This window comes from Microbulbifer sediminum, assembly GCF_021729035.1.
In the GTDB taxonomy this organism is placed as follows: Bacteria; Pseudomonadota; Gammaproteobacteria; order Pseudomonadales; family Cellvibrionaceae; genus Microbulbifer; species Microbulbifer sediminum.
Map to the genome: position 1 here is coordinate 58,702 of NZ_JAJSAP010000003.1, position 15,684 is coordinate 74,385.

A 15,684-nucleotide genomic window follows, 5' to 3' on the forward strand; every position below is an offset into this window, starting at 1 on the left:
CGTTATCAGGACACTCTAGCGCTGGCGCTGGCGCACGCCTCCCCCGGGCCGGGGGCGTAGCCGTGGCCAGGTAGTGGCCTGCCGCCCGTGACCTGTTGTGGCAGAATGGATGGCCAAGCAAACCGGAGCCCCGTCGCAACCAGCACCATGGACCTGATTGATACAGCCTCCCCGCCACTAACCCGTGGATGCCCGCGAATAACCTTCCTGTTACTGGCCATTGCCATCCCTATGATGTTGCCGGCCCTGGCTTTCGCCACTGGCAATCCCGGCACCGCCCAGGCCAACGTGCACGTACTGCCGCCCATGACCATGGACAGTCTCGACCGGCAGCGCACTGTGCGCATCTACCTGCCTCCGGGTTACGGCGACAGCGACCGGCGCTACCCGGTGCTCTATATGCACGATGGCCAGAACCTGTTCGACACTGCCAGCTCTTATGCCGGTGAGTGGCGCGTGGATGAGACCCTGAACCGTCTGGCGACCGAACGCGGGCTCGAACTGATCGTGGTTGGTATTGACCATGGTGGCGAGCACCGTATTCACGAACTGACGCCATTCGATCATCCGGAATACGGTGCCGCGGAAGGCGCGGCCTACCTGGAGTTCCTGGTGGGGCAGCTCAAGCCGTTTGTGGACGCGCGGTTCAACACGATGCCCGGCCGTGACCACACCGCTATCATGGGCAGCTCCCTTGGCGGATTGATTTCCCACTACGCCCTGCTGCGCTATCCGGAGGTATTTTCCCGCGCCGCAGTGTTCTCCCCGGCCTACTGGGTTGCGCCGGGCATCTACCCCCTGGCCGCCGAGTCAGCTGACGGGGCCAGATCGCGCCTGTACCTGCTGATGGGCGGGGCTGAGGGCGAGGATATGGTAAGCGGCTACCTCAGGATGCAGACCCTTCTACAGCGCCAAATACCACCTTCCTGCCTGCGCACGCGGCTGGTGCCGGACGGCGGCCACAACGAAGGATTCTGGCGCGACGAGTTTGCCCGGGCGGTCAACTGGTTGTTCCCCACCCGTCCGGCGGCTGGCCGGGACCTGTCCGCTTTGTGACTACCCGCGCCCGAGGATACTGTTGCATGGGCGGCACCAACCGGGGCGATCCCGGCCGGCGGCCCGGACGCAACCAGCAGGGCAGGAAACCGCCGGTTGCACCCGCTGTCTGAAGTTTTATGCTCAACAGTGTACGGTAGATGGTCTTTTGATCCGGAGAGCGTGCCGCTGTTAAACCGGTATATTCATGGGCGACCGCCAAACTACAAGGCAAAGGGGATACAGACTATGTCAGAACAGAATTCGAGCCAGGGCTGGATCATCGGGCTGGCTGTCGTGATCGTATTGGCGATTGGCGCATATTTCTTCCTCTCATCCCCGCCTGAGCCAGAAACGCCCGAGCCGGCTGTGAGCGAACCCGAGCCGGAGCCCGAACCCGAGCCCGAAGTGGACCTTGAACCGGAACCCGAGATGGCGGACACCAGTGAGCCGGAACCCGCCCCAGAGCCAGAACGGGAGCTGCCACCGCTGAACGATAGCGACAAGGCTGTCAGCCAGGATCTGCTGAGCCTGGCCCCGGAAGGCGCGCTGGGTCGGTGGCTCGTATCTGACGAGGTTATCCGCAAGTGGGTTGCAGCGGTCAACGCGGCTTCCAGCGGCCAGATGATGGCCAAGAATCGCCCTTACAAATCGCCAAAGGGCTCGCTGGCGGTGGAGGAGACGGGAGCCACCGGCATGGTCCTGTCGGAGGAGAACTACCAGCGTTACGATACCCCTGTGCGCCTGCTGGCCAGCATGGATAATGATGCTGCCCTGGCACTGTACAGGTTCTGGTATCCGCGCCTGGCGGAGGCATTTGCCGAACTGGGAATGCAGGACCGCACCTTCCACGACCAGGTGTTGAAAGCCATTGATGTGGCTCTCGACGCGCCGAAAGCCGAACAGCCCATCCAGCTGGTGCGCCCCTCGGTCTACTTCAAGTTCGCAGATCCCAATATGGAAAAGCTGCCCGGTGTCCACAAGCTGATGATCCGCATGGGGCCGGACAATGCGGCACGGGTAAAGGAAAAACTCGAGGCACTCAAGGCAGAGCTGGAGCAGTACCAGCCCCCACAGTGAGATGCGTGCCACGCCCTGGCCGGGGAACCGGCCCGGGCAGCCCTTAATACCCTGACGCGCACTTACTGCACATATACCCGGTATCCCCAGGGTGGCAGCCTGAGGCTGAGCCCCCGGTCCAGCTCTACCTCCTGTTGGGAAAAGAGCTCGGTATAGGCGCCGGGATACAGTGTATCCGCGAAAGTAACCTCCCGTTCCTGTCCGGAGAAGTTCATCACGGCGAATATCTTGTCCCGCTCGTTCTCACGGATAAAGCTGAACACCTCCTGCGGACTGGAATTAGGAACCTTCACCATGGTGGCACCGGCAGCGCCATTCCAGAGCGCGGTATTTTCTTTCTTCAGGTGCAGCAATGTCTGGTAAAGATCCCCAGTGGGGTCCGCCTTCCACTCGATCGGGTCTTTCTCAAAAAACTCCAGTCTCTTGCGGTTGCCGGCCTCCTGGCCGTTGTAGACCAACGGCATTCCCTCACCCACTACCGACAGCACAATGGTTGCCTCCAGTCCCTGGCCAAAGGCTTCATACTGGGTGGCTTCCCAGGAATTCTTGTCATGGTTGGACACAAACACCATGCGATAGGAATCACGGGGATAGGCGCTTTCATCCCAGGAGTAATAGGTGAACAGTCGGTCCAGGCCGGCCTTGCCCTGAGTGATGGCATGCATGATGTCCCACCAGCTCCATGCGTAAGTCATATCAAACGCATGCTCATGCAGGTCGCGTGACTCCCACTCGGCCAGCATGAACACGGGCTTGATACTATCCAGCCGGCGCCGTGCATTTTCCCAGAAATCCAGTGGCACAAAGCCGGCCACGTCCGCACGGAAACCATCGACGTTGACTTCTTCTACCCAGTAGGCCATCGCCTCGGTCATGTACTTTCGTAAACCGGGTTTGCTGTAATCCAGGTCAATAATATCGCTCCAGTCCCACCACGGCGTCGGCCGGAAATTCCCATTGTGGTCTCGCTCATACCACTCCGGATGCTGGTATCGTAGTTCGTTATCCCAGGCCGTATGGTTGGCGACCCAGTCCAGGATGACATACATATCCAGCGCATGGGCGGCATCAATAAACTCCTTCAGGTCTTCCAGGGAGCCGAATTCAGGGTTCACACCGTAATAATCCTTCACCGAGTAAGGACTCCCCAGAGTCCCCTTGCGGTTTTCTTTGCCAATGGGGTGAATCGGCATCAGCCAGATAATATCGGTGCCCAGCGCCTTGATGCGGGGCAGCTGTTTCCGGGCAGCGCTGAAGGTGCCCTGCTCCGTAAACTGGCGGGTATTCAGCTGGTAGATGGAAGCATTGCGGGACCACTGTGGGTGCTCGACCTTTACGTAGGGTTCGGGCTCATAACTGATTTCCGCGGGCCCCGGGCCGGTTTCCGCCCGCTGCTGGCAGGCAGCCAATAAAACAGCGGCAAGGGCGGGTAGCAAATAGCGAATCATTCTCTCCCCCATAGGTGGGTATTCGTGCGAAGTTCCTGACGGGGCAATTGGTACCTAACCCCGTGGCAGGAAGGTGTCATGGTCGGGCAGCTTTTTGACCGTGCCATCGATCAACGTCCTGAGGCTGGACATCAGGTCCGCCAGCTGGGCCTCCGACAGTGAATCGGCGATGGTGTGATGATCTTCAGGAATGATGCCCTGGCCGATCATCACCTGCTGCCAGGCCGCTTCACTGAAGAGGTCATCGTAATCGCGGTACACCTTGCCGGTCTTGCGGAAAAGCTCGATCTTGTCGCCGAGGGTCGTGGGAATATCCATCCGTTCACACTCCCGCCAGAAGTCGCTGTCACGGCGCTGGTTGGCCTTGTAGTGCAGGATGATGAAGTCGCGGATGCGCTCCATTTCCACCCGCGACTGCCGGTTAAACTCGGCCACCTCTTGCGGACAGACACCCGCGTGGGGAAAACTCCTCACCAGCCGTATTGCCGCTGATTGCACCAGGTGAATACTGGTGGACTCCAGCGGTTCCAGGAAGCCGCTCGACAGGCCAATGCTGACTACATTCTTGTTCCACTGCTTACGGCGATAACCGGTGCGGAAACAGATCTTTCGCGGCTCATCCAGTGGCTCAGCGTCGAGGCTGGCCAACAGGGCTTCACGTGCCTGGTCGTCATGCCAGTGGCGACTGGAATACACCATGCCATTGCCCGTGCGGTGCTGCAGCGGGATACGCCACTGCCAGCCCGCCTCGTGGGCAATGGAGCGTGTATAGGGAGCAATGGGCTTCACTGCAGAACTGGGCACTGCCAGTGCGCGATCGCAGGGCAGCCAGTGGGACCAGTCCTCGTACCCCGTACCCAGCTTCTTCTCAATCAGCAACGCCGCCATCCCGGAGCAATCAATATAGAAGTCGCCCCCGACTCGCTGGCCGCCCTCCAGCACCAGGCTGTCGATAAAGCCATTGTCCGGCCGGACATCCACTTCACTGACGGTGCCTTCAATCCGCTTTACACCTTTGCCCTCCGCATAGCGGCGCAGGAACTGTGCGTAAAGGCCGGCATCGAAATGGTAGGCATAGGAGATCCCGGGAAGACTGGTGCCCGGAATCTGCGCCAGGCGGGAAAACTTGTTTTGCTGTGCGGCCTTGTAGTTGAGGGAATAGTCCCAGAGGCTGGAATCGTCACCCTGTTCACGACTTCTCTTCCAGAAATGATGGAAATCGCAAAAGGGGAAGTTCTTGCCGATGGTACCGAAGGCATGCATATAGCTTTCGCCCCGGCGATACCAGTTCTCAAACTGGATGCCCAGCTTGATGGTACCTTTTGTTTCCCGCAGGAATTCCTGCTCGTCCAGCCCCAGTGCCTGGTTGTAATTCAGGATTGGTGGGATGGTCGCCTCGCCGACACCGACCGTACCAATTTTATCGGACTCCACCAGGGTGATATTGATGGACTTGCCGAGCATCTTGACCAGCAGTGCCGCGGTCATCCAGCCGGCGGTACCGCCTCCCAGTATGACCACATCTCTTATTATTTTTTCATTCACTGTGTACACCTGAAACCGGGATATGGAGTGTTTTCCGGAAATAAAAAAGCCCTTGTAATAAAGCTATTACAAGGGCTTTGTCTGGCTCAACCTCTAACCGCGGGGATTACAGCTCGTAGCTGAAGCCCAGCAGGTAGGTGCTGCCGTAGCTCTGGTAGTCACGAACCTGCAACGAGTTGTCCCCACTCAGGGTGGTGAACGGTTCGTCGGTCAGGTTCTGGCCCTGCAGGAACACGGACAGTCCCTCCAGGCCACTGATACCGGCATCGGCAAAGTCATAGCCAAGCTGGACATCGACAATGGTCTCGCCGACAACGTCCACCTGCTGGGTGCTGAAGCCCAGGCCGTATACCTCGCCCTTGAAGTCGTCACGCTTGCGCATGCTGGCCCGGGCGGAGAAACCGTACTTCTCATAATAGGCGGTCAGGGTCTGGATGCTGTCGGACAGGCCCGGCAGCTGGTAGTCGTTGCCGTTCGGGTCCTGGATGTCGGATTCCAGACCGGTGTGGCTGGCCAGCAGGCCGAAACCGTCCAGGCTCTCGGAGAAGATATTGAACGGCAGGGTCACTGCCAGCTCGTAACCACTCAGAGTACCGCCGCCGCCGTTCACTTTACCGGTGCCGGTAGCAGTGGAGAACTCGGGCACCTCACCGGTAGCCGGATCTGCGACACCTGCCAGTTCAACCTGGTAGCTGCCGTCGAAAGTCCACTGGTCCAGGTCTTTCCAGAACAGCGCCACGGAGAAGTAACCTTCTTCGCTGAAGTAGTTCTCGTACGAGAGGTCTACACCCAGCGCCTCTTTCGGCTCCAGCTTCGGGTTACCACCGCTGATGCTCCAGAAGTTGCCATTATCGTCCGGCTGCTGGTTGTAGTTGACCGAGACAGAAGCGTTCATCTCATCCAGGCGCGCACGGGAGATGGTCTGGGCGGCACCGAAACGAAGGGTCTGCCGCTCATCCAGTTCCAGGGCCAGGTTCAGGCTCGGCAGGAAGTGGCTGTAATCGTGGCTGATATCGGTCGGGGTGGCCACGACCAGGCCATCAATCACTTCAGCTGCGAAACCCTGTGAGCTCTGCTCGGTGTAGACATAACGCAGGCCCGCATTACCGGTCAGCGGCAGTCCCGCAACCTGGGTTTCGAAGTTGGCCTGGGCAAATGCGGAAGTGATTTCCTCGCCCACGGTCCAGGATCCGGTCAGGTGCTTGATGTCTGTGCGGGACTCGGCCAGCAGGTTGTAGTAGCCATCGTCCAGCATCGCTGCCGCGTCATAGGCGATCATGTTGCCCATGCCGATAAAGTCGAGGGACGCAGTGCCCAGGCGATACTGTTCCGGCACAACCACGGTATCCGGGAAGTCGGTCAGGGTCATGTAGTAACCCTCAGAGCGTTTGCTCTTCTCCCGATCGCGATAGGAGACACCATAGGAAATCTCGTTGACGATACCGACTTCCACCATCTGGCTGGCAGCCAGCTTCAGGGAGGTAAGCTCGTCATCGATTTCCGGGGTATTCAGGAAGCCGTCCTGCGCCGCGTTGACGTAGGGGTCGCCATCTACCAGGCCGTATTCATTGTTCAGTGCGGCACTGTAACCCCAGGTCAGCGGGCCGCCCAGCTGGATCAGGTTCCAGTCACTGTAATCCAGGCCGTGCTCGAACCTGGCACCGGTGTTACCACCATCAAAGGTGTAAGTCAGATCGTCGGCGATGCCTTCGCTGTCGCCACGACCGGTACCGGAATAACTCTCGAAGCTCCAGATTTTCCGTTCAACCGCAGAGTGGGCGGCGTCGAATTCAATCTGCAGGGTGTCGGTCAGGTCGTACTTGGTGTTGAAACCGAACGATTTCAGGTCCGCTGAGCGGGTTTCCAGATCGTTACGGACAACAACGCGCTGGCCCTCGGTCGTGGCACTGGTGATAAAGCCGCTGGCCGGATCGACGGTAGCGCTTTGCGGGTTGATGGAACCCTGGCCCCAGGCAAAGGGAATCTCGATACCGCGCAGGATCTTCTCGTCAGCGAAATCCACGTACAGGGCATCGAAGGTCATGTTCAGCTTTTCATTCGGCTGCGCCTCGACCACCAGCATGGTGCTGTCGCGGTCCAGGACAGAGGAACGTACAAACGGCTTGGCACCACCCAGGATGGAGTAGGCATTGCCGTCTTCAGCGGTGAACTCGGGGTAGCCCCAGGCATTCCAGCGCTCTTCCTGGTTCGGCGAGCTCATGGTGTTGTGGGCGAAAGCCACACCGATGGTATCGTCGGCGAACTGGTCGATATAGGAGATGGTCGCGCGATGGCCGTCATCCTCACCATCGGGATTCAGCTTGTCGAAGCTGGTCATCTCGTACTGGGTGTTCACCTTGATGACACGCTCGCCACGCTCCAGCGGCTTGACCGTCTGCATGTCGATGACACCGGCGATGCCCTCGGCCTCGAGGCTCGCGGTCGGCGTCTTGTAGACAGTCACACCACTCATGATCTCGGAGGGGTATAGGTCAAACTCGACGCCGCGGTTATCACTGATGGACACCTGCTCACGACCATTGAAGGTGGTGGCACTCTCATTCTCGCCGAAACCGCGGATGGAGACGCGGCTGGCGCGGCCATCCAGGCGCTGGGCCGCGAGGCCAGGCAGGCGGGCAATGGATTCGGCGATGGAGGAGTCGGGCAGTTTACCGATATCCTCGGCAGAAATGGCCTCAACAACGGCCTTGGCGTCACGCTTGGTGTCGATGGAATCCATCACACTCTTGCGGAAACCGGTGACGGTTACCTCTTCCAGCGAACTTGCGCCCTCTTCCTGTGCATAGGCGCCGATGGAAGTGGTCACAGAGGCTGCGATGGCTGCGGACAGCAGGGCTGGCCGGAACCGCTTGTTGTTAGAACTCATCATCATCTCCCTGGACTTATCGTTATGGTGAGTACCCTGCATCCTAGGCATACCCATCGTCCTTGACCTCCTCCCCCGAGGGGGGAGGAGGGGGAGAGATCACAGCGCCCCTTTGCTGGGGCGTCCGATCGCACCGTAAGTCGTCTGGTCTTCTGGTTAAAAAGTGCTTCAGATGGCCCGCCGTTCAGCGATCCAGCTGGGCCGCCGCCCCCAACAGGGCCTGGAAACCGGCATTCAGCGTGTATACCGGTACCGTCTGCATCCATTCCCGCAGGCGCCCCTTGGCCAGGAAGCGCTGCTCGAACTCGCTCTCGGGGAGCAGGGTCTCGATCCGCGGCAGAATCCCCCCGCCCAGGAATACGCCGCCGCGGGCGGCGAAATAGGCGGCAACGTCCCCGGCGGTGCTGCCGAGGAAGTTGAGAAAATCGATCAGTGTCTCGCGACACATGGGGTCTGTCCCCTCCAGCCCGCGACAGCTCACATCCGGCGGCGTGAGTTCTTCGGCCTCACGGCCGTTGAGCGCACAGACCGCGCGGTAGAGATTCACCAGGCCGCTCCCGGACAGGATCCACTCATTGAAAACCGGCTGCTGTTCACGCACCAGGATCTGCAGCAGCTCCATCTCACGGGGGCTGGAGACCGGCAGGTTGGCGTGTCCGCCCTCGCCCGCCACCACGTAGTGGCGCCCGCCCTCGCGAATGAGGCCCGCAACCCCCAGGCCGGTGCCCGGCCCCAGCACCGCCATGGTGGCGTCCTCGATTCGCGGGGCGTCCCGCAGGATCTTGTATTCGTCCTCGCCCAGCAGCGGCAGCGACAGCGCCAGCGCGGCGAAGTCATTCATCAACTGCGCCTCGGCCAGGCCGTGGCGGGTCCGCAGCCCGGCGGCATCGATATGCCAGCCCAGGTTGGTCATGTAGACCCGGCCACCGGTATCATTTTTTTCCACCGGCCCGGCACAGGCGATACACGCGCGCTCCGGCACCGGCTGCTCGAGGCTCTCAAGCCAGTGTTCCAGTGCGGCATCAAAACCGCCAAACTCACGGCAGTTCACTACCTTGAGCGCTTCCAGCGAGTAACCGGAGCCGGTTGGGTTGGCAATGGCAAATCGGGCGTTGGTGCCACCGATATCCGCGACGATACTTGTCATTGGTCTTCCTGTTCTTTCCCCGGGAGTCAGCGGGCGCGTAAGGTACGGGCCCGGCCCCGATAAATCCAGCTTTTTTGGATGTTTTTCCAGCAACTTTGACTGAACCGGGCGTCACCCCCGGCGCCCGGGCATCCAGAAATTGTAAGAGGTGAATTCGATTCCTGCCGCGTTCAGCCCCTGGCCCGCGATTCCCTAGCCCTTGACCGCCCCGGCGGACAACCCGGACACCAGGAATCTCTGCAATGCCAGGAACAGAGCGATCACCGGCAGTGACACCAGGATGGCCCCGGCAGCGAAGTAGCCCCACTCTGAGGCATAGTCGCTGACAAAGAAACGCAGGCCCACCGGCACCGTATAGAGCGCCTCATCATCCATGAAGATGGACGCGAGAATGAACTCGTTCCAGGCCGTCATAAACGAGAACAGGCCCGTCACCGCAATGGCGGGGCGCGCCAGCGGCAGGATGATCCGGTAAAAAATCGTGAGCCGTGACGCCCCTTCCAAAAGTGCCGACTCCTCGATCTCGTACGGCAGGGTGTCGAAGTAACCCTTCAGCATCCACACGCAGAACGGCAGCGCCGTAATGGCATAGACCAGGACCAGCCCCAGCCAGCTGTTCCCCAGCCCCAACCACTGCACCACGATCACGTACAGCGGGATCAGCATCAGCACGGCGGGAAACATCTGTGAAATCAGGAACAGCACCAGTCCCCGGTCGCGACCGGGGAAACGGAAACGGGAAAACGCATAAGCGGCGGAACAGGACAGCGCCAGCCCCACCAGCGTGGTGGACAGTGACACCACCAGGCTGTTCAGCAGCCAGCGCATAAACGGCTGCTCGGTGAGCACCGCGCGGAAGTTTTCCAGTGACCACTGCTGGGGCAGTGGCACCAGCGCCGCCAGCTGCCGCCAGAAACCGGCGTCGTCCGGCAGCGCCACCAGCTGCAGGGACTGCTGCCCGGAAAACGCCAGGCTCACCACCCACAGCAGCGGATAGACCACCACGGCGCCGGCAAACAGCAGCAGGGCAAATCGCCAGCTGAAGATATCACCCACCACTCTTTTAATGCGCGCAGCAGCCCCCGACTTACCCGCTGCTATCCAGGTATCCGTGACAATCCGCGAATGGCTCATCTGCCCGCCTCCAGGGTCCGCGACACCCGCATCTGCCACATGGCATAGCACAGCAGCAGGACCAGGATCACCATGGAATAAGCCGCCGCGTAGGCGTACTGGTATTTCTCGAAACCGATACGGAAAGCCCGGGTGATCAGGATATCGTTGGCCCCTGCCGGCGCCCCGTCACTCACCAGGTAAATCACATTGAACATGTTGAACGTCCACACCACCGACAGGATCACCGCCGGGACCAGCACCGGTTTCAGCAGCGGCAGGGTAATCCGGCGGAACTGGATCCAGCGACTGGCACCCTCTACCCGCGCCGCCTCATAAAGGTCGCGGGGTATCGACTGCAGGCCGCCCAGGATCACCACCATCATAAAGGGGATGCTCAGCCAGACATTGGTCACCAGCCCGGTAAAGAAGCTGGTGCCCACCGAATCGAACCAGGCCACCGGCGCCAGGCCCACCACCTGCAGCGCCTGGTTGATGACTCCGAACTGCGGGTGGAACATGCCCTTCCACACCAGCGCGGTGATGTAGTTGGGAATCGCCCACGGCAGGATCAACAGCACCCGGAACCAGGTACGCCCGAAAATGGGCCGGTCCAGCGCCAGCGCGAGTACCAGGGCCAGCCCCACGGCCAGGATCACATTGCTGGCGGTCCAGGCAATGGTCACCAGCAGGGTCCAGTAGAAGTTGTCGTAATTGATGCTGCGCCCGTCGCCCTCGCCGTACCAGAGGTTCCAGTCGCCGAGGATACTGGCGTAGTTATCCAGTCCCAGCCAGCGGGTGGCAAACGGGGTGTTTTCGTTCAGCAGCGTGGTGTCCGTGAAAGACAGCAGCAGGCCGTACAGCAGCGGGAAGAACACCAGCAGCAGCATGCCCAGCATGGCCGGCAGGATATACAGGTAGGCGGTGCGATGGGTGCGCCAGCTGGCCGCGATTCGCTGGCGTCGGCGCCACAACTCCACAGCGAGCCCGGACAGGCACAGTGCGATGACCAGCCAGACCCAGCCCGGTACCGACCGGGGTGTGTCACTTCTTTGCTGCGCCAGCTCCAGGGCTGCCACATCCCGCTGTACCTCGCCCTGCAATCGCTGCATTTCCTCCGCCGGCCGGGCCGCGCCCTTCACCACTTTTTTCAGGGCATTTTCCAGCGGCTTCCACAGCAGCGTCATCTGCGGCAGGTTGGGGATAGCGACCGCGGTATCCAGCTGGCGACGGAATGCCTGGGCACTGGCGTCGGCCATCACTTCAGGATGGGAGAAAACCGCCAGGTTGGCCGGCAACTGGCCACCGGCGACCGCCATGCGCAGCCCGGCCGCTTCGCCGGTCAGGTAGCGCATCAGGCCATAGGCCGCCTGCCGGTCCTGGCTCCACGGGGACAGGAAGATGCCCTCCACCGCCGTCCAGGGTGCCAGCGGCGCACCGCTGGTGTTGTTGTACGGCAGCGGGGCCACTCCGTAATCCATATCGGGGCTGATTTCCCCCAGCATCCAGGGGCCACTGATCACCATGGCCGCCCGCCCCTGGTTGAACAGGTTGGTCACCAGGGTGCTGTTGGGCTCTTCCGGCAGGATGCGCTCGTCACGCACCCAGCCCAGCAGCTGCTCCAGCGAACGGATATTGCCATCACTGTCCAGCGCCAGGCGACCGGAGCGATCGAAGGGCCCGCTGCCGAAACTGTTCAGCAGCGCGCCGTGAAAGAAGGGTTCTGTGTAGTTGTAGGCGAGGCCGAAGCGGCCGCGCTGGCGATCGGTGTGGCGGCGGGCCAGGGCCACCAGCTCGTCCGTGGTCTCGGGCGGGGACTCTACCAGCGCCCGGTTGTAGATCAGCGCGGTGCTCTTGAAGTTGAACGGCAGCCCGTAGAGGCGGCCCTCGAAGCGCATCGCCTCCACCAGGCTGGCGGGGAAGCGCCGCAGGGTCTCTGCGGAAACCAGGTCATCCACCGGGGCAACCGTGTTACCGGCGCGGGCCCAGCCGCCGATGCGGTCATGGCCGAAGATAAACAGGTCCGGCCCCTGTCCGCGCGGGACTGCAGCGGAGAGTTTGTCGGCAAAACTGCCAAACGGTACCGCCAGCGCCCGCACACGGGTCTCCCGCTGGCTGCGATTATACTGCTCCAGCAGCTGCTCCAGTGCCTGGCGCTCCTCACCGCGATAGCCATGCCAGAGCAGCAGCTCATCGGACTGCTGGGCGGCAACGGGCTGAGTGGCAAGGCCAAGCAGGAAAAAAAGCACCGTCAGCAACAGGTGACCCGCGGGCAGGCGCCCACGCACAGGGGATTTGCACTGCAACTCCCCGTCGGTCAGGTCCCGGCCGCTGGCGGTGCCGGTCACAGCACCGGCTCCGCGTGCCCGACCGGCTGCGACAGCCGGATACGCTGGCGGCTGCCGGCGTCGAACAGGTAGACCGCCTGCGGGTCGAAAGCGAGTTCAATGGTTTCGCCCGCGGCCAGCGGGCGCAGGCCGGGCAGGCGCGCAACCAGGCGCTCCTCGCCCACCCCCAGGTGCACCAGCATTTCCGCACCCAGGGTCTCCACCATCTCGATAGCGGCGCGCAGGCGCGGCCAATGGTCCGGCGCGGCCGCTGCATATTCAAGTTTTTCCGGGCGCAGCCCCAGCAGTAGCTCGCCGCCCAACCCGGACAGGCCTGCCAGCGGCAGGTCCAGCAGCCGGTTGGATGCCCGCTCGCCGCCGTTGCGCACCGGGATGATGTTCATCGGCGGCGACCCCATGAAACCGGCCACGAACACGTTGTCCGGGTCGTTGTAGAGTTCCATCGGGGTTCCCACCTGCATCAACTCCCCGGCATTGAGGATCGCGATGCGCTGGCCGAGAGTCATGGCCTCGACCTGGTCGTGGGTAACGTAAACCGAGGTGGTGGCGAACTCCCGGTGCAGCCGGGCGATATTGGCCCGCATCTGCACCCGCAGCTCGGCGTCCAGGTTGGAAAGTGGCTCGTCGAACAGGAATACCTGCGGGTCGCGCACCATGGCGCGACCCAGGGCCACTCGCTGGCACTGCCCCCCGGACAGCTGTCCGGGCTTGCGCCCCAGCAGGTCGGCGAGCCCCAGGGTCTGTGCGGCGCGCTCGATTTTTTCGCGGATAACCGCTTCCGGCTCCCGGCGCACCCGCAGGCCGAAGGCCATGTTCTCGAACACGGTCATGTGCGGGTAGAGGGCGTAATTCTGGAACACCATTGCCACGTCGCGCTCGCCGGGCACCACGTCATTGACCAGCCGATCACCGATCCACAGCTCGCCACCACTCACCGACTCCAGGCCGGCAATCATACGCAGGGTGGTGGACTTGCCGCAGCCGGAGGGCCCGACCAGCACCATGAACTCCCCGTCCCGCACGCACAAGTCCAGGCCCGGCACCGTCGGCTGGCTGCCCGGGTACTGTTTGACCACACGCTTGAACTCAATGCCGGCCACGGGAACACCTCGCTCTGGCGCAGGCGCCGTTCGGGAACAGGGAGCTGGATTTAGTCATCGACGCACAACTTCGTCTTGTTTTCTATCGCGCACAATACTGCCACGCATCGGCACGCAGGACAGCCGGCTATTCTTGACCGCCAGGTCCGGCGAGGCATCCACCCCATCCAGGGCGTAGGCATGGGCACCATTGGGCGCCGTTGCCGGGGTCAGGGGCAGCCCGCTTGCCAGTGGGCCGATGGGGCCACAAGCAAAAAGCGAACAATAATTGAACAACATTAAAAGATCAATTTTTAGACAGTTTTTGCAGGAACACGCCGATCTCCCGCTCCACCTGCACGTCGCCACGGGCCCTGGCCACTTCCAGCCCCCGCTCAAAAGCCAGCCGCGCCCGCTGCTCTTCCCCCAGAGCCATCCTGCTGCGCCCCAGTAGCTTCCAGGCCGCGGAATGGTCGGGCATCTGCTCTGTGCACAGCTGCAGGTGCTCCGCCGCCTCCGCATAGGACTTTGCATTGAACAGCGCACTGCCGAGGCCGAAACGCAGCAGGGCGGAGTCCTGTCCTGCCTCCAGTTGCGCCCGCAGGCGCTCGATGATTGGATTGGTCATGGGTGCTCGGTTTTCTCCCGGGTTAGAATCCATGGTCACGTACAATAATGAGGGGACACCACTGTGAAAAGAGCACTCGTATCGCTGGCCATTGGTGGGGCGCTGGTCGCCGGCGCACCAGCCATGGCGGCCGAACCGGAGCAGCAACTGAAAAACACCGAGGACAAGGTGATCGAGTGGCGCCGCCATCTCCACCAGAACCCGGAACTGGGCAACCGCGAATTCGAAACCGCCAAATACATCCAGCAGCACCTGGAGCAACTCGGCCTGGAAGTGGAAACCGGCATCGCCCACACCGGCGTGGTGGGCCTCCTCAAGGGCGGCAGGCCCGGCCCCACCGTGGCGCTGCGGGCCGACATGGACGCACTGCCAGTCACCGAGCAGGTGGATTTGCCGTTCGCGTCAAAGGTGAAAACCCAGTTCAACGGCGAGGAAGTGGGTGTGATGCACGCCTGTGGCCACGACACCCATGTAGCCATGCTGATGGGCGCGGCCGAAGTGCTCGCCGGCATGCGCGACGAGCTGCAGGGCAATGTGTTGTTCGTCTTCCAGCCCGCCGAAGAGGGCGCGCCCGAGGGCGAAGAGGGGGGCGCGGAGCTGATGCTCAAGGAAGGCCTGTTCAAGAAATACCGACCCGATGTGGCCTTCGGCCAGCATGTCACCTCAAACCTGCCGACCGGCGTGATCGGTTACCGTTCCGGGCCGCTGATGGCAAGCTCGGACAAGTTCCGCATTATGGTCAAGGGACGCCAGACCCATGGCTCACGCCCCTGGGGCGGTGTCGATCCCATCACCACTGCGGCCCAGATCGTTATGGGCACCCAGACCATTGTCAGCCGCCAGATTGACATCACCAAGGAGCCGGCCGTGGTTTCCTTCGGCAAGATCGACGGTGGCGTCCGCAACAATATCATCCCGGATGAGGTGGAGCTGGTGGGCACAATCCGCAACTTTGACATGGACAACCGCCAGCAGATTTTCGAACGCCTGAAAGTCACCGCCGAGAATATCGCTGCCAGCACGGGCGCCGAGGCGGACGTGACCATCTACGAGGGCTACCCGGTCACGGTCAACAACCCCGAACTCACAGAATTCGCCCTGCCCGTCGTGCGTCAGGCCGCCGGTGAGCAGAAAGTGATGGAGATTCCCAAGATCACCGGGGCCGAGGACTTCTCTTTCTTCGCCAACGAAGTCCCGGGTTTCTACTATTTCCTCGGCGTGACACCGTCGGGTAAAGACCCACGTACCGCGCCCAGCAACCACTCACCGCGCTTCTACGTGGACGAGGCGGCGCTGAAGGTGGGTACCGAGGCACTCACCCGGCTGGCCCTGGACTATATGGAGAGCAACGCCAACCGCAACGCGGGGAATTGA

12 protein-coding genes are annotated in these 15,684 nt (G+C 61.7%); 3 read left to right on the forward strand and 9 right to left on the reverse strand.

Annotated elements, in window-relative coordinates:
* Nucleotides 1-147 precede the first annotated feature (147 nt).
* Nucleotides 148-1,056, forward strand: coding sequence for an alpha/beta hydrolase (locus LVD11_RS05410; protein WP_237057137.1), 909 nt, complete (start codon nt 148-150; stop codon nt 1,054-1,056).
* A gap of 228 nt (nt 1,057-1,284) precedes the next feature.
* Entirely contained in the window at nt 1,285-2,115 is an 831-nt protein-coding gene (locus LVD11_RS05415; protein WP_237057138.1) for a DUF3014 domain-containing protein, read from the forward strand.
* A 62-nt stretch (nt 2,116-2,177) separates the two neighbouring features.
* Here the strand turns inward: LVD11_RS05415 and LVD11_RS05420 are convergent, their stop codons facing one another.
* From LVD11_RS05420 to LVD11_RS05460, 9 genes are all read right to left on the reverse strand, one after another.
* On the reverse strand, nt 2,178-3,563 hold the full coding sequence (locus LVD11_RS05420; protein ID WP_237057139.1) for an alpha-amylase family glycosyl hydrolase: 1,386 nt from the start codon (nt 3,561-3,563) through the stop codon (nt 2,178-2,180).
* Between the two features lie 54 nt (nt 3,564-3,617).
* Nucleotides 3,618-5,108, reverse strand: coding sequence for a tryptophan halogenase family protein (locus LVD11_RS05425; RefSeq protein WP_237057140.1), 1,491 nt, complete (start codon nt 5,106-5,108; stop codon nt 3,618-3,620).
* 106 nt (nt 5,109-5,214) lie between these two features.
* Nucleotides 5,215-8,046: a TonB-dependent receptor gene (locus LVD11_RS05430; RefSeq protein WP_237057141.1), complete on the reverse strand. Its 2,832-nt coding sequence runs from the start codon at nt 8,044-8,046 to the stop codon at nt 5,215-5,217.
* Nucleotides 8,047-8,179: 133 nt separating this feature from the next.
* Nucleotides 8,180-9,142: a glucokinase gene (glk, locus tag LVD11_RS05435; protein WP_237057142.1), complete on the reverse strand. Its 963-nt coding sequence runs from the start codon at nt 9,140-9,142 to the stop codon at nt 8,180-8,182.
* Between the two features lie 192 nt (nt 9,143-9,334).
* Nucleotides 9,335-10,276 carry a sugar ABC transporter permease gene (locus LVD11_RS05440; RefSeq protein WP_237057143.1) on the reverse strand — a complete coding sequence of 314 codons (942 nt, stop codon included), beginning with the start codon at nt 10,274-10,276 and terminating at the stop codon, nt 9,335-9,337.
* Nucleotides 10,273-12,603 carry an extracellular solute-binding protein gene (locus LVD11_RS05445; RefSeq protein WP_237057144.1) on the reverse strand — a complete coding sequence of 777 codons (2,331 nt, stop codon included), beginning with the start codon at nt 12,601-12,603 and terminating at the stop codon, nt 10,273-10,275. Before LVD11_RS05445 ends, LVD11_RS05440 begins: the two co-directional genes overlap by 4 nt.
* Nucleotides 12,600-13,703, reverse strand: a complete 1,104-nt coding sequence (locus LVD11_RS05450; RefSeq protein ID WP_237057145.1) for an ABC transporter ATP-binding protein — start codon at nt 13,701-13,703, stop codon at nt 12,600-12,602. The genes LVD11_RS05445 and LVD11_RS05450 overlap by 4 nt, the downstream gene beginning before the upstream one ends.
* Before the next feature lie 54 nt (nt 13,704-13,757).
* The gene (locus LVD11_RS05455) at nt 13,758-13,982 is read right to left on the reverse strand and encodes a hypothetical protein (protein ID WP_237057146.1); all 225 of its coding nucleotides are present in this window, start codon (nt 13,980-13,982) and stop codon (nt 13,758-13,760) included.
* Nucleotides 13,983-13,989: 7 nt separating this feature from the next.
* Nucleotides 13,990-14,310 (reverse strand): tetratricopeptide repeat protein, encoded by a 321-nt coding sequence (locus tag LVD11_RS05460; RefSeq protein WP_237057147.1) that lies wholly within the window; start codon nt 14,308-14,310, stop codon nt 13,990-13,992.
* Nucleotides 14,311-14,373: 63 nt separating this feature from the next.
* On the opposite strand from LVD11_RS05460, the gene LVD11_RS05465 reads away from it, so the two are divergent.
* Nucleotides 14,374-15,684 carry an amidohydrolase gene (locus LVD11_RS05465; protein WP_237057148.1) on the forward strand — a complete coding sequence of 437 codons (1,311 nt, stop codon included), beginning with the start codon at nt 14,374-14,376 and terminating at the stop codon, nt 15,682-15,684.